We start from the raw sequence: 26,787 nt of genomic DNA on the forward strand, positions 1-26,787 counted from the left end.
TTTCATGTTTATGCTAAACTTGCTTTGATTCTTTTTACAGCTTCCTCCAATAAAATTCTTGGACAAGCAAAATTGAGTCTGAAAAATCCTTCTCCTTTAAATACTTTTCCGTCAATTACTCTTACGCCAGCTTCCAGAATTTTTTCTTGAATATTACTAATTCCTGTTTGGCTGGCATCTATCCAAGCTAAATAAGTAGCTTCTAAAGGCAACATTCTCAAGCCTTTATAGCCGTTGAGTTCTTGATAAAGATAGTCGTGGTTGGCTTTTAGATAAATAATTAGTTCATCTTTCCAGTCCTCACAATCACGATAGGCTGCTAAAGCTGCATCTTGTGAATAACGAGTAAGCGGAGGAAAGAAACCCATTTTGGCATCAATAAATTTCTTTCTAAGCTCAGGGTTGGGAATTACCGCCACCGAACAACCCAAACCTGCAATATTGAATGTTTTTGAAGGAGCTAAAAGTGTAATGGTTCTATTTTCCGCAATGCTACTCAAACTTGCGGTTGGAATATGTTTTTTGGTAGCATCCAAAATCAAATCAGCATGAATTTCATCAGAACAAATAACAATATCGTGTTGCTCGCAAATCTCCACCAATTTCTCTAATTCAGCCTTTGTGAAAACCGTACCGCCCGGATTATGCGGATTACAAAGCATAAATAATTTAGTTTCAGGTGTAATTGCTTTTTCGAGAGCGTCAAAATCAAAAGTCCAACGTCCATCTACTTCAATCATTGGAAATGTTTGAAGTTTTTTCCCTACATAAGCAGGCGTTAAATGAAAAGGATGATACACAGGAATTGGCGTTATTACGGCTTCACCCTCTTTCCCAATAGCTCTACAAGTAGCGGTAATGGCTGGCACAAGTCCCGGAATCCATACTTGCCATTCTTTTTGGGTTTCCCAATTGTAAAGATTCTTCAAGCGTTCATGTAAAACATCTTTCAAAGCTTCTGGTACAATTGCATAGCCAAAAACGCCATGTTCTGTTACTTTTCTGAGGGCTTCCAAGATAGGTTCTGGGCATCTGAAGTCCATATCGGCAACGGGCATTGGAATGGTATGTTCGGGGTCGTTGAACATATCCCATTTCTGAGAATCAGTATTCTGTCGGTTAATGATTTCGTCGAAATTGTATTTCATTGATGAATTTTCTGTGATTGTAATTTTAACATATATGATTTGAACCTAAATGAAAGTAGCAATACCACTACCATCAAGCCTGCATTCATTGAAAAAGCGAGTTGATAAGAATGATTGATGGTAAATACTAAACCTGTAAGAAATGGCCCCAATAAAGCTCCGCCACCTTCAAACATATTGATAGTACCGTTAATTTTTCCAGCCGATGCCAAACCAAAAGATTTTATAGCAATCAAGTTATACAAAGTATAAATTCCGCCCCAACTGACAGCCATAAAAGCGATTGAAGGAAAAATAAAAATTGATTCCATACTCGAAAGCCCTAAAAAACCTGCTATCATCATGATACAACAAATAGAAAATACCCAGTATGGATTAATAAAGTCGGAAGACAAAGAAACTAAAAGTTTTGCCGAACCTGCAATGATAAAATACATTCCAAGAAATGAACTTGCTTTTGTATCTGAAAAACCTAAACCAACCAAGTATAAAAAAACATTTGCGATAGTGCCTACCAAACAGTAAAAAGTAAGAAATCCGCAAAGACAAATCAACCAGAATAAATGCGTTTTGGTAGCTTCGGAGTAGGTCATTCCTTCTGCCAACAAACTATTTTCTTGGGCTAATTGTTGATGTTCTTCGCCCAAAGGAACACTATTAATGTCGGAAGGGGAATTTTCAACTACCAACAAAGTATAAATGAAAATAAATATGGGAAAAGCCGATAGAATTAAAAAACTTTGTCGCCAACCATACTGATTGAGCAAGTAATTATTCAATGGTGAAAAAATGGCACTACCCAAACTTGTTCCAATCAAAACAATTCCCAAAGCTAAACCTTTCTTTTCTCTAAACCATGAGGATACCAAAATAATACAAGCCACCGAACCTGCTGAAATCATAGAAAGACCCAAAAGAAAATGAATAAAATAGGCTTGATATTTATTGCTGACAAAACTGTAACCGAGCAAAGCGATACTCAATACCAAAGCTCCGAAAAGTATCATTTTCTTTACTCGTACTTTGTCGATAATTATTCCTGAAAGTAAAATAAAAAAAAGTGTAACGCTGTTGGTGATTGATTCACGAAGTTTTAGTTCGTCACGTTGCCAATGAAATTCATTAATAAATGCTTTGTCGAAAACAGATAATGAAGTGGTTGTTAGTCCATTAATCACTACCAAAATCAGAAGTCCCGAAAAACAGATAATCCACGGATAATATTTGTTTTTAAAGTCAATGCTTGGATTCATACTTAATGCTCTGTTTGTAAATGTGGAGTGTTAGTTTCAAAGTTTCGGCACACAAAGTCTTGTATTGCTTCTTGAAATCAGCGACTCTTGTCTAAGTAAATTTGTATTAATCCATTACTGGATTCTTTTAATCTATCTTATTAACCCGCCGAATGGATTGTGGGTTCAATATACACATACTTCAAATTCACAAAAATTAATGCTGGAAGATTCTTCTTTTTTCAGGAAAATTAGTAGAAAACAAGGGTAGGTTATTGAGTATATTTACTTATTACATAATTTTTTTTAAATATTTCAAAAAAAAATAATCGTTAGGAAATCCGAAATTCGTTTTTTTCCGTAAGAAGAATTTAACGAAATCTTTAATTTACTGATAAGCGGACAAAATTGTTTTTTAGGAAGTTTTGAACTTTTCTGAGTAGAAATATCACCATTTTATGTGATTGCCCAAGCCAAAGTTACATTTTTTTCTGTCTTGCATTTTGATTAGATTTGTAGTCAGTGATAACATTAGTTGTTGCACTAACAATTGTCTCTTTAAATAAATTTTCAACCGCCATGAAATTTAGCAGATTATCTCTTGTGCTTTTGCTTGTACTTTTGTACAAGTCACTCAATGCCCAGTATCTCGAACGCCCGCTTGAGAAAGTCCCCACCAATTGGTTTAACCTTGATTATCAAGAAGACGGTATCAGAGGAATCAGTACCGAAAGAGCTTACCGAGAAATTTTAAAAAACAAAACTTCAAAGCCCGTTTTAGTAGCCATTATTGATTCAGGAGTGGATATAGAACACGAAGATTTGAAAAGTAAAATTTGGGTAAACCCAAACGAAATCCCCAACAATGGTATTGATGATGATGGCAATGGCTACATCGACGATATTCACGGATGGGATTTTTTAGGAGGAAAAGACGGAAAAGATATTGATAAGGAATGCTTAGAAATTACTCGTGAATACGCCCGTTTGCGAAAACATTTCAAGTTTTCAGTTGATATAAATAAGCTTTCGCCTGATGAATTAGCCAAGTACAAATTATACGAAAAGTACAAATCTAAGTACGAGGCTACTGTAAACGAACTTAGAAAAGAAGGAAACTATATTATTAATTTTTATTCACAATATGTTATCGCCAAACAGTTATTGTGTCGCCACTTAAAAGTTAATACAATTAGCCAAGCCGACCTTCATAAAATTAATTCGAGAGATGCTCAGGATTTACAAAAAGCCAGAAAGATACTTGAGATTTTCTATGAAATAGGAGAGGATGAATCGAAACTGAAAGAAGCCTACGAGTATTACAACAATAAATTGATTTTTGGTGTAAATCTTAATTTCGACCCACGCCCAATTATCGGAGATGACGTTGATAATTTGAACGACAGAAATTACGGTAATAACGAAGTAAAAGGTCCAGATGCACATCACGGCACGCACGTAGCAGGTATTATTGCCGCCAATCGGTCTAATGAAATTGGAATTTCTGGTATTGTTGACAATGTGCAAATTATGGTACTTCGGGCAATTCCTGAAGGCGATGAGCGTGATAAAGATGTTGCCAGTGCTATCATGTATGCGGTGAATAATGGAGCAAAAGTGATAAATATGTCGTTTGGAAAATCGCTTTCGCCACAAAAGTATGCCGTGGATGCTGCTGTAAGATACGCTGAGTCGAAAGGAGTACTTTTGGTACATGCCGCTGGCAATGAAAACGAAAATATTGACCAAACCGAGAATTATCCTTCTAAATATTTAACAGATAGTTCGATGGTAGAGAATTGGTTAGAAGTAGGTGCTACCACTTGGATGCAGTCGCCAAGTACAGTGGCTAATTTTTCAAACTATGGTCATAAAACTGTTGATGTATTTGCTCCGGGTTTTGAAATAAAATCAACCGTTGTTGGTTCAAAATATGAAGAACTAAGCGGTACAAGTATGGCAGCACCTGTGGTTACTGGCTTGGCAGCTTTGATACTTTCATATTATCCAGAATTTGATTTTCGCCAAGTAAAAAATATTGTTTTAAACTCGGCAACTAAGCTCAATCATTTACAAGTAGCCAGACCCGGTTCATCTGAAATAGTAGAGTTTGGCGAGCTTTCAAGTACTGGAGGTATCGTAAATGCTTATCAAGCAATTTTATTAGCAGAAAAAGAAGCCAAAATGAATCCTAAAAACCAGTAATTTGTATTTTGGGTATAGTATTCGTTTAAAACTTATATTCATAAAAAAGCGGTCTAAATTAGTTTTTAGACCGCTTTTTTATGAATTATAATACTAAATTTTCGACAATTTTGTTGAAACTCAAAGATAAAGTAATGATAAAAGTGCTGAGTGTTAAAATATTGTAAGTGAGTATTTTAAATACTGATTTTTTAGTTCACAGTACACAAGGCTTGCCTATTATTGGCATTTTATTAAAAATATTGTTATTTTACAAAATGTTTGGATTAACAATTGATTGTGTATTCAAGCGTTAAAGAAATATTTTCAAAGCAATTCATCACAAAAAGAGCTTTGTTTTAAGTAAAAGAAAGAGGCTATCTTGCCTAAAACAATAGCTTTTCATCAAATAAAACCATGTCTATCGTCAGTAATAATATCAAATATCTTCGTCGTTTGAATGGTCTTACTCAAGAGCAATTTTCTCGTAGAATTGGCATTAAGCGTTCATTATTAGGAGCTTATGAAGAAGCCCGAGCGAATCCTAATTTAGAAAACCTAAAGGTGATTGCACAAGTATTCGGTACATCGGTAGATTCATTAATTAAAACTGACATTAGAAAAATTCGTGAAACGCCCGGTATTACACTCGGGCAGAGTACAACGGGGATTATGGAACAAGTTAAAATTCCAGCTCCACAGCCACCTGTGAATGAAGTGTTTGCTCAAAGTAATGAACCACAGCCGATAGCACAAATTGTAAAAGATTTTTTTCAAGAAGAGCCTCTTCCCAGAATTCCACAAAGAGAAATTCAGCCAAGAGTACTTGTGCCTGAGCCAGAACCAAGCTTTCAGCCTTATACCGAAAGAACCAGTATTTCAAGCAATACAAGTATAAAAAATGGGGGAGATAGCTACCCTAAAAATACAGATAACCGAATTCCTTATGTAAAGCGAGCTTTAACGAAGGATTATTTAGCTAATTATCAAAAGTCGGAGTATATCAAAAGCCTTTCAACTTTTACTTTGCCTTTTATCAATTCTGATAAAAGTAGGGCATTTGAGATGGGAAGCGACTTTCCGATGCCCAATTCAATCGTGATAGGCAGTTATGTAGAACATTGGGCAAATATTTTAGACGGGAAATTTTACGTGTTGATTACGCCACAACAAGGTGTGATATATCGAAGAGTCTATAATCAAATCAAAGTAAAAGGTACTTTATTACTAAGTTCAGATGACCCTTCGATTCCGAGTTTTGAAATTTCACTCAAATCAGTTGCTGAAATTTGGGAAGTACAAGCCTTTATCAGCAAAGAAATGCCCGAACCTCGCCTTTCATTAGAAAGAGCAAAATCGTTGATAGAAGAATTAAGCCTTGAACTGAATCAGTTGAAATAAATTATTTCGGTCTGAATTCTTTCATTACTTCTTGGTTACAAACCAAGTAAGGGCCTTCTAATAAGTCGATACAATAAGGAACAGCAGGAAAAACAGCATCCAAGCATTGCCGAATAGCTTTGGGTTTGCCCGGAAGATTGATAATCAAAGATGTACCACGGATTCCAGCAGTTTGTCTGGAAAGTATAGCCGTAGGCACATATTTCAAGCTTTCCATTCGCATCAATTCGCCGAATCCGGGCATCATTTTTTCACAAACTGCCTCGGTAGCTTCGGGTGTAACATCTCTTTTACTTGGGCCAGTACCGCCAGTTGTTACAATCAAACAGCAATTTTCGGTATCTGCCATGTTGATTAAAGTTTCAGAAATCAGCTCTTGTTCGTCGGGAATTACTCGATATACGGTTTCAAAAGTAGAAATTAAGTACTCTTTGAGGGTCTCAACTACGGCTTTGCCCGGAATATCTTCGTAAATTCCTGCACTGGCTCTGTCTGAAATATTAATAACTCCGATTTTAATTGGTTTTGACATAAGTTTGACAAATAAAATTGATTGGTGTTGCAAGTTTCTAATTATCAGTTATTTGCAAGAATATAACTTCACTGCAATCGCATTGTATAGCTTTTGATACGCTAAAAATTATCCAAATATAAAACCTATTTCTTTGTGGTTTTAGCTTTGATAAGTTAATTTGCAAAATTCAGTTTTAGAAAACTCAACCATAAAACCATTCACTCCAACATTATGATTTTATTTCAATCACAATTATCGGCAGGAGCTGAAAAGCTTTTTTCATTAGGATTTTTTGTACTCTTGTTAGGCGGGCTGTATGTTGCGTTCAAAATTTTTAATCGCAAACACAAATAAAGCCGAAAGGATTATACTCTTTTGATACCGTCCCAACAAGTAAAAAATGCCAATTCTAAATCGGAAGAAGTCATCATAAACTCACCCGACAAACGAAGTTTTATCAAAGCATTGGCACTTCCGACTACCATCGCAATCAAAATTTTTGGTGGCACATCTCTGAGTACTTGAGTGAAAACCGCTTTTCTGAGAAAATCGTATATGGGTTGTTCGAGGCGAGTAATTTCTTCTTTTTTGAGCATGCCGTAATAAGGCGAATTCATAAATTGCTCGAAAAAGTAAAATTCTTTGGGGTTGGTAGTAAAGTAGTTGATGGTCTGTAAATAAAAATGACGGAAGCGGTCTTTGAAAGGCTTTGAGGGGTCGTCATTTTTGAAAATATGTTGCAAAGTAGTTTCTCGTTTATGAACATACAAAGCACATATTAGTTCATCTTTACTTTTGAAATAGTGGTAAATTGTTCCGGCGGCAACATTGGCTTTTTTGGCAACCTCCGACATCGGTGAACTGTGAAAACCATGTTTTGAAATTAGCTCTAACATAGCTTGCAAAATAGCTTCTCGTTTGTCGAAATCTTTAGCATTAGTCATATAAATAGTGGAAGGAAATTGATTCTTTTAGTTTGTGTGTTAAGGCTATTGAAAATTTGGCTTTAAATATAGAATATAATTGTCAATAATTGGATAATTCTATAATTTTTTTGCTATTTTTCGATGTTAGGATTTACTAATAACATTCCATAATGTTAAAATCTTTATACTAAATAAGTATCTTTGTCGTATCCTTCTTTGCATAAGTAGCATTAAAAGAGTATTTTCTCTGAAAATACTCTTTTGAAACATCTCTGAATTAAGAAAAACTCAACAAAAAATTCAGCTTATTCTTCCGATAAGCTCTTTAATCAATGAAAGTACGCAACCCAAGGACAGGACTATACGATTATGAAATTTCACCATATTCTTTTGATGTATTAAAACGAAAGGTGGCTTCAATGCGTTCGGCACAGCCTAAGTGGCTCTCGGCTGGTATCGACCATCGAATTCATGTTTTACAAAAATGGAAAAATATATTAGAAGAAAACAGGGCTGAGTTGACAGAGGTTTTGACCTTGGACACTGGGCGAAAACTGGAAACTATTGCTGAAATAGACTTTGTTTTTAAATTGATTGATAGTTCTTGTGAGCTTGCTCGACGAGAGTTTCAAAATCATCATTTTGAATATCAAATTGAAGCTTTCGTTTCTGTGGGCGTAATCAGTACTTGGCATTTTCCTTTGGTTTTTGCCTTGATAGATACGATTCCTGCTTTATTGGCTGGAAGTAGTGTCATTGTGAAGCCTTCTGAAAAAACGCCTCGTTTTATCAAAGTCATCGAAAAGACACTCTCGCAAGTTGCTGCACTTGCTCCTGTACTCCATTTTGTTGAAGGAGCGGAGGAAACAGGCAATAGTCTTTGCAAACTTACAGACTTGATTTGCTTCAAAGGCACTGAACTAAGTGCCAGAAAAATATATGCTTTGGCAGCCGAAAATTTTATACCTGCTTTCGTAGAGTATGAAGGAAAAGGAGCGGGCATTGTGTTAGAAGATGCCAATCTTGAAAGAGCTTCTTCTGCGATACTTTGGGGTGGTGTTTTTAATGCAGGGCAAACCTTTGAAGGTATCGAAAGAGTTTTTGTTCATAGAAATATTCATTCACAGTTTCTTTCCAGATTAGTGGGTAAAACCAATTTACTTACTTTGGCGATTCAAAACGCCAGTCATGGAGCAATTGGACCAATTATTTCTGAAGAACACGCTTTGATTATCAACGAACAATTGGCGGATGCTATCGAAAAAGGTGCAGTCATTGTGGCTGGTTCTTCAAAATGTATTTTACAAAAAGGAGGATTGTATTGCCGACCTACGATTCTGACGAATGTTTCGATGGATATGAAAATTATGCAGGAAAAAAACTTCGGACCAATATTACCAGTTCGCTCGTTTTTGACAGAAAACGATGCTATCTCTTTTGCCAATAGCGTAAAAACAAAGTACGCTGGGGCAGTTTTCTCGACGAATGAAAATTCAGCCTTAAATCTGGCAAAGAAATTGAATTGTAATGGTGTAGCCATCAACGATGTTTTACTTTCTAATGTATTTAACGGGCGTGAACTCGCACCGAATTTTATGTCCACCATTACTGATTCAAGGTTAGGCGACATTTCGATACGAAAATTTTTGAAGCAAAAGTCAATTTTGATTTCTCAGGAAAATACAAAAAATGATTACTGGTATAAGTAACATTTTGAATGAATATTTGCTTTCAAAATTACAAATAGGGGTTAGCCAAAGTATCTGGCTAACCCTTATTTGTTTAAAGCTTAAATCTTGCAACCATAATGCCCGTTTGGTTTTTCTTGGGCGACATATATTCAGCCAAAGGTCTTTCTGAAACCATTACTCTTTTAAATTCCGAAGAAGCGTGAAGCAGATACAATCTTTTGTCTTGTAAACGAATAGCAAAACCTTCATGCGTGATGTCCAAGCCGTCGATGTTGGTCGTAATACCAATTACATCACCATTCATTATTTTATCTTCAATACTTCTGATTTTTGCTTTTGGAATAAAATAAAATTTCTGTTGACTAATTTTTTCTTCGACAGTTCTAATTTTTTCTTGTAAAGCACTGTCGTCAGCGTGTGGATTGGTATTCCAATGCGTACTTAGAAAATTAATATTTTTGGTGTAGGGAATACCCCCTAAGTTTTGTGTAATATCCTCCAAAAGTCCATCTTGATTGTGTACATAAATCCAGTCTGAAAAATAATGGATTCTTGAATCATAGCCTTTTACGTGTCCGTTGTAGTAGCGAAGCTTTTTGATATAATTTTTAAATTTATTAAAAGAAATATCATTTTTATTGTAGGTAAGTCCCATTGCCACACAAGTTTCAACAAAAGTAGAACAGTCAAATTCTTTAAGATTTACCGTAAGTTTTTCATCACTGCCCGTTTCTAAAGTATAAGCCTTGTAGGGACGATTTAGGAAGCTTTTGGCAATATTTAAAGTATATTCTCCCAATGATTTTCCTTGTGCATTTTGGATTTTCTTTTCATAAATTTCTTCATCATTCAAAGGCTGTTGAAAACTACTTCCACATACAATTAGCGATGAAAATAGAAAAACCTTGCAAGGTTTTGTGGCACTTGCAAGGTTTGAAAGTAATTTAATAAGTTTGTTTTTTTCCATGAATAATTTAATCGTTATCGTCAACTCTGAGCGTCAGCAGTCCGCCGACTATCATTAATACACCACCCAAAGTAACGATATGTATTGGTTCTAATTGCATAATTTCCATGAATTTCTGCAAACCTAAGCTGGCAATTACCTGAGGAATTACGATAAAGAAATTGAAAACTCCCATGTAATAACCCATTTTGTTAGCAGGCAAACTACCCGAAAGCATAGCATAAGGCATTGCCAAAATACTCGACCAAGCCAAACCAATACCTACAAATGAAGGAATGAGGGCGTATTTTGAACTTACGAACATAATAGAAATAAGTCCTAAACCACCCGCAGTTAAGCAAATTAAGTGTGTAAGTTTTCTGCCAAATTTGCCTGCCAAAGTAGGAAGAAACAAGGCAAAAATCATAGAAACACCATTGTAAACCAAGAAACAAATACCTACAAAGTTCGCTCCTTGATTATAAATCTCAGAGCTTGTATCGGTTGTGCCAAAAATATTTTTGGTTACGGCATTTGTTGTAAAAATCCACATACAGAAAAGCGAAAACCACGAGAAAAACTGCACAACTGCCAATTGTTTCATTACTTTAGGCATTTCAAAAAGACCGCTTACTGTTTCTTTTACGCCGTGCATGAAATTCATTTCTTCTCTTTCACGTTCAAATTCTTCCATATCTTCTGGTGGGTACTCTTTGGTATTGAGAACCGTCCATAAAATACAAGTAAAATAGGCAAAAGCACCAATGTAAAAGGAGTACCTTACGGTATCGGGTACAATGCCGGCTGGGGCTGTATTTTGTATGCCAAAATAATCAAGTACTGAAGGCAAACCAGAGGCAATCATTGCCCCAACACCAATGAAAAAAGTTTGTACCGAGAAACCCGTAGTTCTTTGCTCTTTTGGCAACATATCGCCTACAAAGGCCCTGAAAGGTTCCATCGACACGTTGATAGAGGCGTCCATCATCCAAAGAATTGCCCCTGCCATCCAAAGCATTGAGGATTGTGGCATGGCAATTAGGGCAATGGTTGCTAAAATCGCACCAGCAAAAAAGAAAGGTCTTCTACGCCCCCAAGTAGGATGCCAAGTACGGTCACTTAAATAACCAATTACTGGCTGCACTAATAATCCTGTAAGTGGAGCTGCTACCCAAAGGATTGGAATTTCGTCGGCGTTTGCCCCTAAAGTTGAGAAAATACGACTGGTGTTTGCGTTTTGTAAAGCAAAACCAAACTGAATACCCATGAAGCCAACACTCATGTTTATTATCTGTCCGAGGCTCAGGCGGGGTTTGTTTTCTTTTGTCATAAAATGGTTAATGATGTAATTTTACTTGTCTGAAATTAATTAAAATTCAGAATATATACTATTTTTTCTGAGAAATTTCATAAATAAGCACAGAGTTAGGTGCTACATTTACCGAAATTGCCTGATTCGGAACATAATTCGTTACTTCTTTTTGATTGAATTTGCCCTTCAAAGTAAAGTCTTTTTGTGGATTGATTTTCATCGCATTCCAAGCTCCTTCTGGTATTACTACATCAAAACTTTTTGATTGGAAATGGTCGAAATTACAGATGATTAATAGTTTTTGTTTGTCTGTAAAACGTAAGTAACTATATACTTTTTTTCTGTCGTAATTTCCGTTTTGGATGTACTGCAAATCAAAGAATGAACCAAATTTTACAGCATCAGACGAATTGACGAATTTGATTAAATCTCCATAGAATTTTCTGAGTTTTTTCTGTTCTTCTGTCAATAGTTTTCCATCAAATTTGCCATTGTTCATCCAATTTTGATGCGATTTTACGCCCCAGAAATCAAACATAGAAGTACGGTCATCGGCGGTATTGAATCCTTCTGGTTCAGAAGCTGATTCGCCTAATTCTTGTCCGAAATAAATCATCATTGGCCCTGTATGCAAAGTTGCCGTTACGACCATTGCAGGAACTGCCGTGAATGGATAACCTTTCGAGAACACAGGCGTATTGATGCGATGTTCATCGTGGTTTTCCAAAAATCTCAACATGTGTTCTGAAATATTGCCAGATTCTTGTTGCCATACTCTTGTGATACTTTCTACGCTGGCATCGTGTCTGTTTTCTACTAAATGACGAAGCCCGTCGTATAAACCAACTTTATCGTAGAGGTAATCAAAACCACCAATTTTGATATAATTGTGGTACTCGTTCGGATTATAAATTTCAGCGATGAAGATTAAGTCTGGATAGTCCTTTTTCACTTCCGCAATAGCATATTGCCAGAACTCGTAAGGAACCATTTCTGCCATGTCACAGCGGAAACCGTCTGTACCTTTTGAAGCCCAATATTTCAGAATTTCTACCATTTTCAACCAAGTATTCGGAATAGGGTCGAAATGTTTTTTTCTGCCATTCTGAATATCTACACCATAATTCAATTTTACGGTTTCAAACCAATCGTCAATCGTTGGATGTGAAGAAAAAACGTCATTCCCAGAAACTTTCGCAGGACTTTCCAAGTATGGTGCATCAGCTTTCACAGGTGAATTTACGCCCGCAGGAATTTGAAATGTAGTATTGGGTAAGTAATAAAAATTATTGTTGGGGTCGAATGATTTCGTATTGTCGTCGGTTTCTCCAAAGTCTTTTACTCCCTCTGGTTTCATGTCAGAATGATATACTCTGGCTACGTGGTTAGGCACAAAATCCATGATTAATTTCAAATCATTTTTATGGATTCTGTCCACCATTGCCGCAAATTCTTGCATTCTTTTTTTTGGTTTTTCTGCAAAAAAAGGATTGACATCGTAGTAATCTTTAATGGCAAATGGCGAACCACAACGTCCTTTTACCACATCAGGATGGTCTTTCGGAATACCATATTTAGTAAGGTCTTCCATCGTAGCGTGTTCAATCAGACCAGTCATGTATAGATGCGAGTAGCCGTAATCTTTGAGCTTCTGTAAAGCCAAGTCATTAATATCCGAAAATTTAGTTACGCCATTTTCGGCGGCCGAACCATTAAACTTATTAGTACTGTTTTTGTTTCCCCATAAGTGAAACATCATTTGTAAAATTACTAATTTGTCGTTTCTTGTAGTCTTCATCTGGTCTTTTACACTGGGTTTAATTTTGTAAGGGATTTTGTCTTGGTATTTCAATTTACTATAATTTTGGGTTTTTGCCATTCTGGGAGGGTAAAGAGGCTTTTGCTTAGATTGTGTCGTTTGAGCATTTATCGAAAAAATGATAAATAAGCTGCCTAATAAAGTTGTGAGTTTTTTGGTATTTTGAGACATTTTTAGAATAAAATTTGGGGATTAGGACAGTTTAGCACAGATTTAACTCTTTCAGCAATGTTTTACCTTTGAATAAATTTTGTCACAATTTAAGATTTTATTATTAGGAAATTCTTGAATTTATTTGAAAAATTGCGATAAAAAATTGTAGAGAAGTCGGATTTAGCTGAAAATTAACCTTAAAAAAGCCCTATTTTTTACTCTTTTTTATAATATAGATTAACCATTTCAAACAAAAAAATGAAAAAAACAATCCTCTCAATCACACTTTGCTGCTTGGTTTCGGCACTCTTTGCCCAAAGCCCAAGTATTCAGCGTATCAATCCAACCAACTGGTGGGTGGGTATGAAAAACCCAGCACTTCAATTATTGGTGTATGGAAAAAATATTAAAGGCTCGGAGGTAAAAATTAGTTATCCGGGTGTGAGTCTTGAAAAAGTAAATACCGTAGAAAATCCCAATTATTTATTTTTGGATTTGACGATTTCAAAAGAGGCTCAAGCAGGAAAATTTCCGATTGAATTGACAAAAACTGTACAAGTAAAAAAAGGGAAAAGGCTAATCGACCAAGTAGTGAAAATTTCTCAGGAGTATGAATTGAGAAACCGTGATAAAAAGCCACAAGTTGTAAACTCAAAAGACTTTATCTATTTGATTTTGCCAGACCGTTTTGCCAACGGAGACCCAAGTAATGATAAGTTTGCAGATATGGCAGACAAAGAATCTGACAGAAAAAATCCATTCTTGCGTCATGGTGGCGACTTACAGGGAATCACACAACACCTTGATTACTTCAACGATTTGGGCGTTACTACACTTTGGTTGAATCCAGTAGTAGAAAACGACCAACCACAAACTAATGAAGGTGGTTCTATGCGGTCGGCTTATCATGGCTATGGTTTTACAGACCAATACAATGTTGACAGACGTTTGGGCGGTAACGAAGCCTATTTGAAATTGGTAACAGAGGCACACAAAAAAGGCATCAAAATAATTCAAGATGCGGTGTACAATCACGTGGGAATCAATCACTGGATTTTGAAAGATATGCCTTCAAAAGATTGGTTGAATCAGTGGGATACTTATACCAATACTTCATACCGTGACGAACCAGTTGTGGATATTGTACACGGCAATCAGTCAGATTTCAAAGTACAACAAAATGGTTGGTTTGTGCCTTTCTTGCCTGATTTGAACCATAAAAATATTTTTGTAGAAAAGTATTTGATTCAACATGCTTTATGGACGGTAGAGTATTTTGGCATCGACGGCTGGAGAGTTGATACGTATCAATACAACGATTTGGCTTTTATGAATCGCTGTAATGCAGCTTTGGATGAAGAGTACCCAAATATGTTTATCACGGGCGAAAACTCTGTGCAAAATATCATCAGCCAAGCCTATTTTACAAAAAATAATTTGAATGTTCCGTTCAAAAGTAATTTGCCTTCGCCAAACGATTTTGTTTTGTACCATGCCATCAACGCTACTTTGGGTTACAACAGTAACTGGGGAAATGGTTTCAACCCACTTTATTCAGCTTTAGCGTCGGATGCGATTTACCAAAATCCAGATTTGAACATGACTTTCGTTGATAACCACGACCAAGACCGTTATTACTCGGTTGTAGGCGAAGATTTCAACAAGTACAAAATCGGATTAACCTTTTTATTGACTACTCGTGGAACGCCGCATTTGTATTATGGAACAGAAGTTTTGATGAAAAATTTCAAGAATCCATCAGATGCAGAAGTACGCCAAGACTTTCCGGGCGGCTGGGCTGATGACAAAGAAAATAAGTTTTTAGCACAAGGAAGAACCGAAAAAGAGAATGAAGCGTATAACTTTGTGAAAACTTTAGCTACTTTCCGTAAAAATTCTTCGGCTTTACAAACAGGAAAACTTACGCAATTTTTACCAATCGACGGCATGTATGTGTATTTTAGACAAGATGCACAACAAACCGTAATGGTAATTTTGAGCCAAAACAAAGAAGAAAAAACACTCAATACCGCTCGTTTTGCAGAAATTATAAAAGGAGCAAGTTCTGGAAAAGAAATTCTTTCAGGAAAAATTCTTTCAGATTTAAAAGAAATAAAAGTAAGTCCATACTCAGCACAAGTGATTGAATTGAAGTAAGAATTAAGACTTAAGACTGAAGATACAAGATACAAGATACAAGATACAAGACTTAGGACTCAAGATTTAAGATTTAGAATTTAGGACTCAAATCTCAAAGCTGTTAGCTCAAGGCTCGAAGCTCAAGGCTGACAGATGTTAGCTCATAGCTCAAAGAACACATTTAACCAAATTTTATTATGACAACTGTAAAAGCCTGCCTTTTTGACCTCGACGGCGTAATTGTCGATACGGCAGTTTATCACTTTCAAGCATGGCGAAGACTTGCCAATGAATTAGGTTTTGATTTCACCGAACATCAAAATGAACAATTGAAAGGCATCAGCAGAATGGAATCGCTTGAATTGATTTTGCAATGGGGAGGAGTAAGCCTAAGCGAAGCCGAAAAATTGGACTGGGCAACGAAAAAAAATCAATGGTATTTGGATTTAGTTTTACAAATGACACCCAACGAAGTACTGCCTGGAGTACCCGCTTTCTTGGATGCCCTTCGTGCAAATGGAATTAAAATTGCTTTAGGTTCGGCAAGTAAAAATTCAAAATTGATTTTAGAAAAAATTCAGATGTTGGATTATTTCGATGCCATCATCGACGGTAACAATATCACCAAAGGCAAGCCCGACCCACAAGTATTTTTGATGGGAGCAGAGGCAACACATTCTTTACCAAGCGAATGTGTTGTTTTTGAAGATGCCGTAGCGGGTATTCAAGCCGCAAAAGCTGGTGGAATGAAAGCCATCGGAGTAGGTTCGGCAGAAGTATTGACAGAAGCAGATTTTGTCATCAGCACTTTTGAAGAAATGACGATTGAGAGATTAAATTTTTAATCAATCCTCAAAAGACAGATTAGCACAGCAAATTGATTTTAGTTTTATCTTCTAAATTCGCAGGCTAATTAAAGAAAAACATTTTAAATTGTACTTTTCTAATGATTTAAACCTTTTATGATAATTTTAGAAGTTTAATCGAGAATTGTTCTTTAATTTACCATTAACCATTTATTCATAAAAAAAGAAATTTGCTGACAATCAGCTATTTTTTTACTTAAAAAAATGATAAAAAGAAAGGTTTCTTTCTTTTATAAACAAACTTAGCGTTTACGACCGCATATGAAAAACTATCTTAAACACGATGAATGGTGTATCATCGAAGAAGGGTTCAACCGTGAGTTCAACGAAATTACGGAATCTGTATGTTCATTAGGCAATGGACGAATGGGGCAGAGGGGAAACTTTGAAGAGACCTTTACAGGCAAAACACTTCAAGGAAACTATGTGGCAGGTGTGTATTATCCCGATAAAACTCGTGTAGGTTGGTGGAAAAATGGTTATCCAGAATACTTTGCAAAAGTATTGAATGCCGCCAACTGGATTGGAATAAAAGTAGAAATCGAAGACGAAATATTGGATTTGAATAAAGCTGAGGTATCAGACTTTATTCGTGTATTGAATATGAAAGAAGGCTATTTAGAGCGTTCTTTTGTAGCTACATTGGCATCAGGTAAACAAGTAAGAGTAAATTCAAAACGTTTAAACTCTATCGTTGACGACGAATCGGGTGTAATTCGTTATTCAATCACCCCTTTGAACTTCGATGCGAAAATTGTACTTACACCCTTTATCGACGGCGACATCAAGAACAAAGATGCCAACTACGATGAAAAATTCTGGGACGAAGTACACAAAGAGACAGCTTTTGCCGAAGGTTACGTGCAAATGGTAACCAAGAAAACAGGTTTCCATGTTGTAACTGGACAGAAGTTCCAAATTTTTCAAAATGGACAAGCTGTTGATTTCCAAAGTCTTCCGCTTAAAGCAGAAAAATATGTAGCCAGCCAAGTTACATTAGCAGGAAAAACCAACGAAGAAATCGTTTTAGTAAAATACGCTTGTAATCTTTCTTCTGAAAACCATGCCATCAGTGATTTACTAAGCAATGCAAAAGCCTATTTAGCCAGAATCGAAGCCAAAGGTTTTGATACAATGGTAGCCGAACAAGCCGAGAAATGGGCTGCAAAATGGGAAATGAACGACATCGTAATTGAAGGCGACGTTGCTGCACAGCAAGGTATTCGTTTCAATATTTTCCAGATGAACCAAACTTATACAGGTGAAGACGCACGCTTGAACATTGGTCCAAAAGGTTTTACGGGTGAGAAATACGGAGGTTCAACTTATTGGGACACAGAGGCATATTGTATTCCATTCTACTTGGCTACCGCCGACCAGCAAGTAGCTCGTAATTTGTTGGTTTACAGATGGAAACAATTAGGAAAAGCCATTGAGAACGCACAAAAATTGGGCTTCGATAAAGGTGCAGCCTTGTATCCGATGGTAACGATGAACGGCGAGGAGTGTCATAACGAATGGGAAATTACTTTTGAAGAAATCCACAGAAATGGTGCTATAGCTTATGCTATTTATGATTATGTAAATTACACAGGCGACGAAACCTATTTAGCTGAATATGGTTTTGAAGTATTGTTAGGAATTGCTCGTTTCTGGGCTCAGCGTGTCAACTGGTCTGAGGCTAAAAAGCAATATGTAATGTTGGGCGTTACAGGACCAAACGAGTACGAAAACAACGTAAATAACAACTGGTACACCAGTTATTTTGCGGTTTGGTGTTTGAAATACGTAATTGAAGTAAGCGAAAAAATTAAAGCTTCGAGTCCAGAACGATACAGCGAGTTGGCAAGTATTACCAATCTGAATGAAACAGATGAGTTTGCAAAATTCAGTCATATTATCGGTAATATGTACTTGGGCGAAGACAAAGAATTGGGTATTTTCTTGCAACAAGATGGATTCTTAGACAAAGAATTAATTCAAGTAAAAGATTTAGCCAGTAGCCAAAGACCTATCAACCAAAAATGGTCATGGGATAGAATCTTGCGTTCATGCTTTATCAAACAAGCAGACGTTTTACAAGGAATTTACTTCTTTGAAGACGATTTTGATGAAGAAACCATCAAGCGAAATTATGATTTCTATGAACCAATGACAGTTCATGAATCATCATTGAGTCCATGTGTACATTCAATCATTGCGGCAAAATTGGGCGATAAAGCTCGTTCTTATGAGTTTTATCAACGTTCAGCCCGTTTGGATTTGGACGATTATAATAACGATACCGAAGACGGCTGTCACATTACCTCAATGGCAGGAACTTGGATGTCGATTGTAAAAGGTTTCGGTGGAATGCGAGTAAGAAATGGACATGTGTTTTTAGCACCTTTTGTGCCAGAAAACTGGACATCATTCTCATTCAAAATTCGTTTCAGAGGCAATTTGTTGAACATTAAAACCTCAGCACAAGAAGTAACGATTGAAAATTTAGCAGGAGCAGACATTACTTTATTCGTCCACAACGAAGAAGTAAGTTTAAAAGAAGCTTCGTCTGTAACAATCGCACACAAGAATAAATAGTAATTGATTTTTAAATGAGCAAAAGCCCTAAAGGAGAAATCTTTTAGGGCTTTTTTTGTTTTGTATCCATTTGAAAAGTGAATTTTCGATTCAATAAAAACAAATTTACCGTTAGATAATTTTTTACTCAAAAAAACTCAATTTGACCTGAAAAATGAAGTTTTTCTGTATTTTAGATAGTAATTTTTAGAAGTTGAAGTCAAGTGGTGTGTCAAAATTAAGCTTTGCGAGTCTCAATTAAAAATAACTATTTAACGATGAAACATTTATACACTCTTTGCTTTTTGATTTTTTTTAGTCCTTACCTTTTTTCGCAAGATAACATCATTGAAATATATCAGAAACAAGTTGATAAACTAAAAAAAACACCTTCTTCTTACGGAAGAGATACTACCTTAATTATTGAATTAACAAAGCTTGCAAGAAGTTATGTCGATGAAAGTTCAGATAGTTCTTTGAAGTATATTAATGAAGCCAGAAAATTAGTGGTAAAATACAATTGGAAAAATGGAGCAGCTCATTATTGGTTATCTGCTGGCGTTCGAGAAAGAGAAATTGGACATTTTGATACTGCTATTCAATTTCTTCTAAGAGCCGCAAGTATTTTTGAGAGTACTCATAACAAAGAAGGTTTGACAGATACTTTTATGGCTTTAGGTATTGCTTATACCGAAACTGAGAATTACACTAAGGCCCTTGATTATCACCAAAAATCTATCAAAGTAGGAAAGTCTCTAAACGATTATGCAAATAATTGGGCTAACATCGGGAATTTATATATGACGATGAATAAGTTCGACATCGCTTTGCCCATTTTTATTAAACTGGAAAAGATTTATCTCCAAAACAGTAGTAATAATCAAATTGAAGATTTGATTGGACATCGCTGCGTCAATAGCATTAATTTGTGTGTCTCTTATTTCAAAACTGATCAACCAATTCAAGGTAAAAAGTATGAAAAATTGGCTGTTTATTTATCGAAAAGAATCAATGGGATACTTGAGCAAGCTTATTTGTTTTCTGAAATAGCTTCATATTATTCTTCAAAAAATAATCATCAAAAAGCTTTGGAATATTTACAAAAATCTGAGCCTTTTGTACAAGCTTTAAATTCACCTGAAAAAACCTCTTCCATTAGTCTAAGGTTTTACCAACACTATAAATCTGTAAGAAACTTTCAAAAAGCTCTTGCTTACTACGAGATTCACAACACTATTGAAGATAGCTTAAACAGAGCCGAAATGAAAGCTGAAATTACGAAATTACAGCTACAATATGATACCAAAAAGCAGAAGGAAGAGATTGATTTATTAACGATAGAGCAACAGAACAAGAATTTACAAATTTTATTAGTAGTGATGGCATTATTGGCTGTTTTGGTCATTGCTATTTTTTGGAATAACAGAATTTTAAGAAAACAGAATGAAGCCATTAGAAATGCAACCGTTAAAGGACAACACATTGAAAGAAGGAGAGTCGCAGCTGATTTGCATGATAATTTAGGAAGTACTTTATCGGCTCTTAGGTGGACTTTGCAGGCAATAGACATACAAAAACTTTTACCAACCGAGAAAAAGATTTACAGTCAGTTGCATGAAATGGTAAACAATGCCTATAACGAAGTACGTTCTATATCTCATAATATGTTGCCGCCAGACTTTGAAAAACAATCGTTGCAAGTAAGTTTGGCGAAATTCCTTCAAAAAATTGAGGGTAAAACCAGTATTCATTTTAAGCTTGATTTTCATCAAAACTTTGAAAGGCTAAATCCCAAAATTGAATTTGAACTGTATAATGTTTGTCTTGAGTTGATTAATAACATTATTAAACACTCTCAAGCTACTGAAGCTTCCATTGATTTTTTTATGACAAAGCAACAATTGAAAATGATTGTGGCGGATAATGGTATAGGACTACAAAATAATGAAAGTAACGGCATAGGTTTTCAGAATATTAAATCAAGGATTGATAGCATGAACGGAAATTGGACACTGAAATCAGATGAACAAGGAAAAGGGATGATTCATGAAATCATTATAAGCATTAATGAGAAATAGACGCTATACCGTGCTTAAACGCATATTTTACCATACCAATAACATTTTTGACATTGAGTTTTTGCATTAAGTTTCTTCTGTGTGTTTCAACAGTAGGAATACTGATGAAAAGTTTATCAGCTATTGATTGAGTTGTGTGTTCGTCACTAATTAATTGAAGTACTTCAATTTCTCTTTTTGTCAACTGCGAAGGTAAGTATTGATGATTACAGAGGTGTTTTTTTTCATAATCAATTAGAGCCTTTAGAACCTCTTCGGAAAAAAAATGCTCGCCCTCGATAACAGCAGTAATGGCTCGTTCAAGGGTTTGTTTGTCTGCTGACTTTAATACATATCCATCGACGCCTATTTGCAAGGCGTACTTAATAGTATGAATATCTTCAATCATTGTAAGTAAAATTACTTTGATTTGAGGATATTGCTTTTTGACTTGAATCGTTAAATCAACCCCTGATACAGAAGCCATTTGTAAGTCAGAAATGATTAAATCTACCTCATCGCCATTTTCTAAGAAATGTAGAGCATCCTTCCCACTATAAAATGTATTTATAATTTCAAAATTAGGGTTTGAGCTTAAAACAAGTTCCAAGCTCTCAACGAAAATTTTATGGTTATCAATCAAAATGAGTTTAATTGCTCTCATGGGTTTTTGGGTATGAAATGATAGGAAATAACTATTAATTTTATATAATTTTATACTTACAGATAACGATACTTCACAGTGAAAATAGGGTGTTAGATTTTCGACTGTGAATCTATTAATGGATTAAAAAATATTGGCTTTTACGAAGGGAATAAACTTGTGTCAAAGATAAAGTATTTTTAAATTTTCCCTAATAGCTTGTAATATATAATTGTACCAATAATACTTTTTAGTGAAGTATGGAAATATATCATGGCTTAATAAGCTGTTAAATTCCTACTAAACCATGTTGTTCATATAGCCAGCATCAGCCAATATCGTTATAACTCAACTCCCAATTGTTTACAGAAACTTTCATGATTCCAGTCAATGTGGAGACTTGAAATATTGTCGTCATTGTCAAATTTAAAAATAAAGATATGGTCATTTTCAAATTTTAAGCCTTTTGAAAGAATTCCTGCAAAATCCTTAGCCTGTGTACCAAAGATATTCACTTTACAAATAATATTCTCGTCGTCAACTTCAAATGTATCTATTGTATTGTCTATGTCTGGGAAACAGTCCATCAAAGTTGCCCAAATATTTTTACCTAATTCCTTTGCTTTTCCTTTTCCACCTTCACCTAATGGCCCAAATTCAACATCTGCATCAGGTGAAAAAAGTGTAAGCATCCTTGCATAATCGTGTTCCTGATAAGCAGAAAAAAACTCAATACAAGTTCCTTTTCTTGTCAAAACCTTGAAACTTTCTTTTACCGTAGTACTTTCCATGATATTTTGGGTTTAAGTTTTAAAAATGATTTAATTAATATTTTGTTAGATTAGTTACTTGTGCCACCTAAGATTGGCTACAATAGAATACTGGTTTATTGATGTAAAATACAATTACTTTCCGATGGTATGCAAGCATAACCAAACCAGCTATACGTTCAAATTTGTTGCTTACACGAAAACGTTTTTGTACAGTGGGTCGGTTTACCCCACTTCATACAACAGTCACAAAATCTTTCAGGATGATAGATTTCACAAGTGATAGCTGTTTTGCTAATGAAACAAAGTTCTAAAAGAAGTTTTATTTAAAATTGTAAAAAAACGACATTCAACTGATTTCGGATAGATATTTAGCTAACTCAACATTCTTTTTGAGATACACCGAAGGCGTTTTACCCGTAAATGAAGTAAAATCTCTAATAAAATGAGCTTGGTCGTAATAGCCCATTTGGAAGACTAAATCTTGCCAATCGTTAATGTTCCATTTTTGAGTAGCCAATAGATTACACAAGTACCCAACTCTACGCATTCGAGCATAGTATTTAGGACTGACACCTACTTTACTCAAAAATTGACGTTCAAACTGTCGCTTGGATACATACAGTTCGTCCATTAGCATATTGATATTAATAATCCCTTTTTTCTCTATAATTAAATTAGCTGCGTAGTCTGTTCTGTTGGGAGTACAATCATATTTAAGTAGTTTTTGATTAAGGAAGTTTACCAGAAATCCTATTCTTTCTTCATGACTGAAGGCATCTTCGATTTGTTGCTGTAAGGTATCTATTTCTTTTCCCATGACAGCTCTCAAATCAAAGCGTTCGTCAGTAAATTCATACATTTCCAAACCAAAAATCGTAGCAAGTGCCGCAGGACGAAATACAATACCAATTAGACCAATCGACTGGTCAATTTTTAAGATATAGTTTTTTGATGCTTGTCCAGTAATAAAGGATTTGGGTATAGACTGGAAATTCTTATTAGCAGATGATACTTGGTAAACAGTTTTATAATTGAAGACAACTGACGCATAACAGCTGGGAGGAGATTCCACTATAACAGGCTCTTTTGAGTCTAATTGCATCTCCCAAATGTAGAAACATTCAATAAATGGTTGGAGATGGCATGGAGGATTAATCTTCTTATAAAATATCATAATTATAGGACTTGATTTGGGTAAACATCGTACTATTCAGCGGATTAATGTTATAATAAAAATCCCTCTAATGTAATATTTATACCATAAAGAAACCTTCAGAAGCTTAATTTCTTCAGACTGTATGTACGAAATCATGGTTTACCATGAGGTGAAATACCTGATTTCCAGTATTTACTATTGTGCTTTAAAGATAAACCTTTGTACCTAACAAAAAAAGAGTTTAACTAAATCTTTTAGAGCCATGAAATACTTTTTACTTATCTCTGCTTTACTATGCACGTCCTTAGTTTTTTCACAAACTATTCGTCGTGTAAATCCTACTTCTGGTGTTTCAGGAGTAAACGTTTATGCTACTTTTGATGCTGCTTACGCAGCAGCTGTTGATGGTGATATTATACAATTAGAACCCAGTAATAGTGCCAATTATGATGCAATAGTAATTGGGAAAAAATTAACTATTATAGGAATTGGCTATAATTTAGCAAGTAACACCAATACTTTTTTTGATAAAAGAACCCCCAAAATAAATTACTTGACCTTGGCAAAAGGTAGCTCAGGAAGTGTAATAATGGGACTTGAAATTACTTCTATTGTAAATATATTGGATAGTAAAATTAAAATTCAAAGATGTAAAATTGGTCAAATTTACGTTGATCCTACAAGTTTTGGTATTACTTCAAACGATGATATTAGTGGTACGATACTGAGTCAAAATTTGTTTACAGGACCTGTAAATTTGAAAAACTGGGCTACTTGGGTTGGTCCAAACAAGTCATCAGGTCATATTATTATCAATAATATTTTTAGTGGAGATGGTGCTTTTTTAACAGGTATTGCTGAATCAACGATTAGTTATAATACTTTTTATACAAAGTCATCGGTACTGAGAGCATCAGGTGGATGCAATTTTACAAACAACATCATTGATGCCCGAGGTGCTACAACGGGCTTTACTGTGGTAGGCACTGATGCAACTGCTCAAATAGCCAACAATTTATGTAGTACTGTTGGAGGTTTGCCAAGTGGTTCAGGTAATGTGAATAGTGCCAATGCTACCTCAATATTTACAGTAGCCGACCCGTGGACAGCTTTTTTAGAAACAAATGTACAGTTAAGTGCTACATCACCAGCACGTACTGTCGGAGTTGGCTCAACGCCTATTGGAGCTTACGCAAGCACAAGTCCCTACATTCCATCAGGTGTGCCTAATACGCCAGTTATTACGAGCTTCAGTGTTAATGGCGTTACACCCCTCAATGTTAGCTTTACAATTCGCTCAAGTAATTAATTATAGAATTTTGTGTGTATGGGTTAAAGAGTAATGGAATGGTAAAGAAATTGACCAAACCTTACTCTTTAATACAATTAGTATTCCTTTGAGTGCTTCTTGAAATTCTTACCGAAACATCCAATACGATGAAAACTCGTTTACTTCTCTCTTTTTTTCTGGTTTTTTATGTCTTTATTTTTTCAGTAAAGGCTCAAAATATTCAAAAAATAGAATACTTTATTGACCAAGACCCTGGCATTGGTAATGCTACAGCACTTGTATTTACCTCCAGTACTTCAGTCACACAAAATGGTATTTCACTTCCTTCTTTTCCTGCATCAATTTCAGATGGAGTGCATTTGCTTGGTTTTAGAGCCAAAAACATAAATGGCTGGAGTGCTACTGCCACACAAGTTTTTCTAAAACAAAGTCCACCAACGGCTTCAAATATTGTTTCAGCAGAATACTTTATCGACCAAGATCCTGGTGTTGGAAATGCTACTGTTTTTGCTATTTCACAAAATACTCAAACAATTACTTTGCCTACAAACTTGAGTGAAGGGATACATACACTTTCTGTAAGATTCAAGGATAACCTTAATCGTTGGAGTGCAACTACTGTAAGTGCATTTTTGAGTAGTAGTACTACGGGTATAGCGCCTATTGTTAAGGTTGAATATTTTATTGATAATGACCCCGGCTTTGGAAACGCTACCGACATACCCCTTGCAAGTAACAGTAGTTTCAGTTTTGATAAAAACAATTTTCCTGTTGATGTTCCTTCTAACTTAACAACTGGCAAGCATTTATTACTATTAAGAGCTAAAGATAATAATGGTAAATGGAGTTCAGTAGGCATCAAGGAAATAGAAGTTTTCTCAGAAAAAGTACAAATAGGAACATTAGCAAGCACTTTTTGTAATGTCAGTACTTTTCAAGTACCGTATATACTGGAGGGGGCTTTTGTAACAGGTAATGTATTTAATTTACTTCTTTCAGATGCAAATGGGGATTTTACCAATGCCAAAAATATAGGCAGTATTATCAGTAGAGTAAATGGAACAATTACAGCTAATTTACCTGCGAATGTAGCATCAGGCAATTACAAAATAAAAATATTGAGTACCAATCCAATTCGTACAAGTGAAGCCAAAAACATTGCTTTATACTTTGTAACAAAGCCTATTATCACGAGTCAATCACAGACTATTTGTGCAGGTACAAGTACTGTTTTGAATGCCAGCGGTTGTTCTGGAGGAACAATTTTGTGGACAGGCAATTTAACTGGGAGTTCTGTAACAGTTACGCCAACAAAAACCAGTACTTATAAAGCACTTTGCACGGTAAATGGCTGTAAAAGTGATTCAAGTACGGCGGTGACAATCACAGTTACTCCAAAACCAGTAACACCAGTTGCGAAAAGTAATAATAGCTCTGTTTGTTTAGGAACGAGTTCAGTTCTTTCAGCGACAGGTTGTGCAGGTACCGTAAGTTGGACAGGTAATTTAACAGGGAGTTCAGTAACGGTAACACCAATAAAAACCACTACCTACAAAGCCCTTTGTACAGTCAATGGTTGTAAAAGTGACTCCAGTACAACAGTAACAATCACAGTTACTCCAAAACCAGCAACACCAGTTGCGAAAAGTAATAATAGTTCAGTTTGCTTAGGAACGAGTTCAGTTCTAACAGCGACAGGTTGTGCAGGTACCGTAAGTTGGACAGGTAATTTAACAGGAAGTTCGGTAACAGTTACGCCAAGCAAAACGAGTACTTATAAAGCTCTTTGTACAGTAAATGGTTGTAAAAGTGACTCCAGTACAACAGTGACAATTACAGTTGCTCCAAAACCAGTAACACCAGTTGCGAAAAGTAATAATAGTTCAGTTTGCTTAGGAACGAGTTCAGTTCTAACAGCGACAGGTTGTGCAGGTACCGTAAGTTGGACAGGTAATTTAACAGGAAGTTCGGTAACAG

Annotated in this window: 18 protein-coding genes and 1 pseudogene; 9 read left to right on the forward strand and 10 right to left on the reverse strand. The window is 35.5% G+C overall.

Annotated elements, in window-relative coordinates; genetic code table 11:
• Window positions 1-8 precede the first annotated feature (8 nt).
• Both VB248_RS12115 and VB248_RS12120 read right to left on the reverse strand, forming a co-directional pair.
• Window positions 9-1,148: a MalY/PatB family protein gene (locus VB248_RS12115; RefSeq protein WP_323297046.1), complete on the reverse strand. Its 1,140-nt coding sequence runs from the start codon at window positions 1,146-1,148 to the stop codon at window positions 9-11.
• Window positions 1,145-2,401 (reverse strand): MFS transporter, encoded by a 1,257-nt coding sequence (locus VB248_RS12120; protein WP_323297047.1) that lies wholly within the window; start codon window positions 2,399-2,401, stop codon window positions 1,145-1,147. The genes VB248_RS12115 and VB248_RS12120 overlap by 4 nt, the downstream gene beginning before the upstream one ends.
• Window positions 2,402-2,959: 558 nt before the next feature.
• Between VB248_RS12120 and VB248_RS12125 the strand changes: the two genes are divergently transcribed.
• Window positions 2,960-4,585 carry a S8 family peptidase gene (locus VB248_RS12125; protein ID WP_323297048.1) on the forward strand — a complete coding sequence of 542 codons (1,626 nt, stop codon included), beginning with the start codon at window positions 2,960-2,962 and terminating at the stop codon, window positions 4,583-4,585.
• A gap of 396 nt (window positions 4,586-4,981) precedes the next feature.
• Window positions 4,982-5,965 carry a helix-turn-helix domain-containing protein gene (locus tag VB248_RS12130; protein ID WP_323297049.1) on the forward strand — a complete coding sequence of 328 codons (984 nt, stop codon included), beginning with the start codon at window positions 4,982-4,984 and terminating at the stop codon, window positions 5,963-5,965.
• Between the two features lies 1 nt (window position 5,966).
• On the opposite strand, the gene mog is transcribed toward VB248_RS12130, so the two are convergent.
• Window positions 5,967-6,497, reverse strand: coding sequence for a molybdopterin adenylyltransferase (mog, locus tag VB248_RS12135; protein ID WP_323297050.1), 531 nt, complete (start codon window positions 6,495-6,497; stop codon window positions 5,967-5,969).
• Window positions 6,498-6,844: 347 nt separating this feature from the next.
• On the reverse strand, window positions 6,845-7,423 hold the full coding sequence (locus tag VB248_RS12140) for a TetR/AcrR family transcriptional regulator (protein WP_323297051.1): 579 nt from the start codon (window positions 7,421-7,423) through the stop codon (window positions 6,845-6,847).
• Window positions 7,424-7,737: 314 nt separating this feature from the next.
• Here VB248_RS12140 and VB248_RS12145 point away from each other — a divergent pair, with 314 nt between their 5' ends.
• Window positions 7,738-9,114 carry an aldehyde dehydrogenase family protein gene (locus VB248_RS12145; protein WP_323297052.1) on the forward strand — a complete coding sequence of 459 codons (1,377 nt, stop codon included), beginning with the start codon at window positions 7,738-7,740 and terminating at the stop codon, window positions 9,112-9,114.
• 73 nt (window positions 9,115-9,187) lie between these two features.
• Here the strand turns inward: VB248_RS12145 and VB248_RS12150 are convergent, their stop codons facing one another.
• From VB248_RS12150 to VB248_RS12160, 3 genes are all read right to left on the reverse strand, one after another.
• On the reverse strand, window positions 9,188-10,063 hold the full coding sequence (locus VB248_RS12150; protein ID WP_323297053.1) for an N-acetylmuramoyl-L-alanine amidase-like domain-containing protein: 876 nt from the start codon (window positions 10,061-10,063) through the stop codon (window positions 9,188-9,190).
• A gap of 7 nt (window positions 10,064-10,070) precedes the next feature.
• The gene (locus tag VB248_RS12155; protein ID WP_323297054.1) at window positions 10,071-11,324 is read right to left on the reverse strand and encodes an MFS transporter; all 1,254 of its coding nucleotides are present in this window, start codon (window positions 11,322-11,324) and stop codon (window positions 10,071-10,073) included.
• Between the two features lie 106 nt (window positions 11,325-11,430).
• Window positions 11,431-13,233 (reverse strand): alpha-amylase family glycosyl hydrolase, encoded by a 1,803-nt coding sequence (locus VB248_RS12160; protein WP_323297055.1) that lies wholly within the window; start codon window positions 13,231-13,233, stop codon window positions 11,431-11,433.
• Window positions 13,234-13,584: 351 nt separating this feature from the next.
• Here VB248_RS12160 and VB248_RS12165 point away from each other — a divergent pair, with 351 nt between their 5' ends.
• From VB248_RS12165 to VB248_RS12180, 4 genes are all read left to right on the forward strand, one after another.
• Window positions 13,585-15,483, forward strand: a complete 1,899-nt coding sequence (locus VB248_RS12165) for a glycoside hydrolase family 13 protein (RefSeq protein WP_323297056.1) — start codon at window positions 13,585-13,587, stop codon at window positions 15,481-15,483.
• Window positions 15,484-15,662: 179 nt separating this feature from the next.
• Window positions 15,663-16,310 carry a beta-phosphoglucomutase gene (pgmB, locus tag VB248_RS12170; protein WP_323297057.1) on the forward strand — a complete coding sequence of 216 codons (648 nt, stop codon included), beginning with the start codon at window positions 15,663-15,665 and terminating at the stop codon, window positions 16,308-16,310.
• A 282-nt stretch (window positions 16,311-16,592) separates the two neighbouring features.
• Window positions 16,593-18,911 carry a glycoside hydrolase family 65 protein gene (locus tag VB248_RS12175; RefSeq protein WP_323297058.1) on the forward strand — a complete coding sequence of 773 codons (2,319 nt, stop codon included), beginning with the start codon at window positions 16,593-16,595 and terminating at the stop codon, window positions 18,909-18,911.
• A gap of 257 nt (window positions 18,912-19,168) precedes the next feature.
• Window positions 19,169-20,968: a tetratricopeptide repeat-containing sensor histidine kinase gene (locus tag VB248_RS12180; RefSeq protein WP_323297059.1), complete on the forward strand. Its 1,800-nt coding sequence runs from the start codon at window positions 19,169-19,171 to the stop codon at window positions 20,966-20,968.
• Here VB248_RS12180 and VB248_RS12185 read toward each other — a convergent pair.
• From VB248_RS12185 to VB248_RS12195, 3 genes are all read right to left on the reverse strand, one after another.
• Window positions 20,955-21,611, reverse strand: a complete 657-nt coding sequence (locus tag VB248_RS12185) for a response regulator transcription factor (protein WP_323297060.1) — start codon at window positions 21,609-21,611, stop codon at window positions 20,955-20,957. The genes VB248_RS12180 and VB248_RS12185 overlap by 14 nt on opposite strands.
• A gap of 320 nt (window positions 21,612-21,931) precedes the next feature.
• A complete protein-coding gene (locus VB248_RS12190; protein ID WP_323297061.1) occupies window positions 21,932-22,381 on the reverse strand; it encodes a nuclear transport factor 2 family protein in 450 nt (149 codons plus the stop codon).
• 328 nt (window positions 22,382-22,709) lie between these two features.
• Window positions 22,710-23,537 carry a helix-turn-helix transcriptional regulator gene (locus tag VB248_RS12195; RefSeq protein ID WP_323297062.1) on the reverse strand — a complete coding sequence of 276 codons (828 nt, stop codon included), beginning with the start codon at window positions 23,535-23,537 and terminating at the stop codon, window positions 22,710-22,712.
• Between the two features lie 244 nt (window positions 23,538-23,781).
• Here VB248_RS12195 and VB248_RS12200 point away from each other — a divergent pair, with 244 nt between their 5' ends.
• Window positions 23,782-24,828 (forward strand): hypothetical protein, encoded by a 1,047-nt coding sequence (locus VB248_RS12200; RefSeq protein ID WP_323297063.1) that lies wholly within the window; start codon window positions 23,782-23,784, stop codon window positions 24,826-24,828.
• Window positions 24,829-24,956: 128 nt separating this feature from the next.
• Window positions 24,957-26,787: pseudogene (locus tag VB248_RS12205) on the forward strand (hypothetical protein); the annotation flags it as partial.

This window comes from Arcicella rigui (assembly GCF_034929435.1).
In the GTDB taxonomy this organism is placed as follows: domain Bacteria; phylum Bacteroidota; class Bacteroidia; order Cytophagales; family Spirosomataceae; genus Arcicella; species Arcicella rigui.

Excerpts from the sequence above, each read along its gene's own strand:
- VB248_RS12115 (WP_323297046.1), bottom strand. The coding sequence starts at position 1,148 with ATGAAATACAATTTCGACGAAATCATTAACCGACAGAATACTGATTCT.
- VB248_RS12120 (WP_323297047.1), bottom strand. The coding sequence starts at position 2,401 with ATGAATCCAAGCATTGACTTTAAAAACAAATATTATCCGTGGATTATC.
- VB248_RS12125 (WP_323297048.1), top strand. The coding sequence starts at position 2,960 with ATGAAATTTAGCAGATTATCTCTTGTGCTTTTGCTTGTACTTTTGTAC.
- VB248_RS12130 (WP_323297049.1), top strand. The coding sequence starts at position 4,982 with ATGTCTATCGTCAGTAATAATATCAAATATCTTCGTCGTTTGAATGGT.
- mog (WP_323297050.1), bottom strand. The coding sequence starts at position 6,497 with ATGTCAAAACCAATTAAAATCGGAGTTATTAATATTTCAGACAGAGCC.
- VB248_RS12140 (WP_323297051.1), bottom strand. The coding sequence starts at position 7,423 with ATGACTAATGCTAAAGATTTCGACAAACGAGAAGCTATTTTGCAAGCT.
- VB248_RS12145 (WP_323297052.1), top strand. The coding sequence starts at position 7,738 with ATGAAAGTACGCAACCCAAGGACAGGACTATACGATTATGAAATTTCA.
- VB248_RS12150 (WP_323297053.1), bottom strand. The coding sequence starts at position 10,063 with ATGGAAAAAAACAAACTTATTAAATTACTTTCAAACCTTGCAAGTGCC.
- VB248_RS12155 (WP_323297054.1), bottom strand. The coding sequence starts at position 11,324 with ATGAGTGTTGGCTTCATGGGTATTCAGTTTGGTTTTGCTTTACAAAAC.
- VB248_RS12160 (WP_323297055.1), bottom strand. The coding sequence starts at position 13,233 with ATGGCAAAAACCCAAAATTATAGTAAATTGAAATACCAAGACAAAATC.
- VB248_RS12165 (WP_323297056.1), top strand. The coding sequence starts at position 13,585 with ATGAAAAAAACAATCCTCTCAATCACACTTTGCTGCTTGGTTTCGGCA.
- pgmB (WP_323297057.1), top strand. The coding sequence starts at position 15,663 with ATGACAACTGTAAAAGCCTGCCTTTTTGACCTCGACGGCGTAATTGTC.
- VB248_RS12175 (WP_323297058.1), top strand. The coding sequence starts at position 16,593 with ATGAAAAACTATCTTAAACACGATGAATGGTGTATCATCGAAGAAGGG.
- VB248_RS12180 (WP_323297059.1), top strand. The coding sequence starts at position 19,169 with ATGAAACATTTATACACTCTTTGCTTTTTGATTTTTTTTAGTCCTTAC.
- VB248_RS12185 (WP_323297060.1), bottom strand. The coding sequence starts at position 21,611 with ATGAGAGCAATTAAACTCATTTTGATTGATAACCATAAAATTTTCGTT.
- VB248_RS12190 (WP_323297061.1), bottom strand. The coding sequence starts at position 22,381 with ATGGAAAGTACTACGGTAAAAGAAAGTTTCAAGGTTTTGACAAGAAAA.
- VB248_RS12195 (WP_323297062.1), bottom strand. The coding sequence starts at position 23,537 with ATGATATTTTATAAGAAGATTAATCCTCCATGCCATCTCCAACCATTT.
- VB248_RS12200 (WP_323297063.1), top strand. The coding sequence starts at position 23,782 with ATGAAATACTTTTTACTTATCTCTGCTTTACTATGCACGTCCTTAGTT.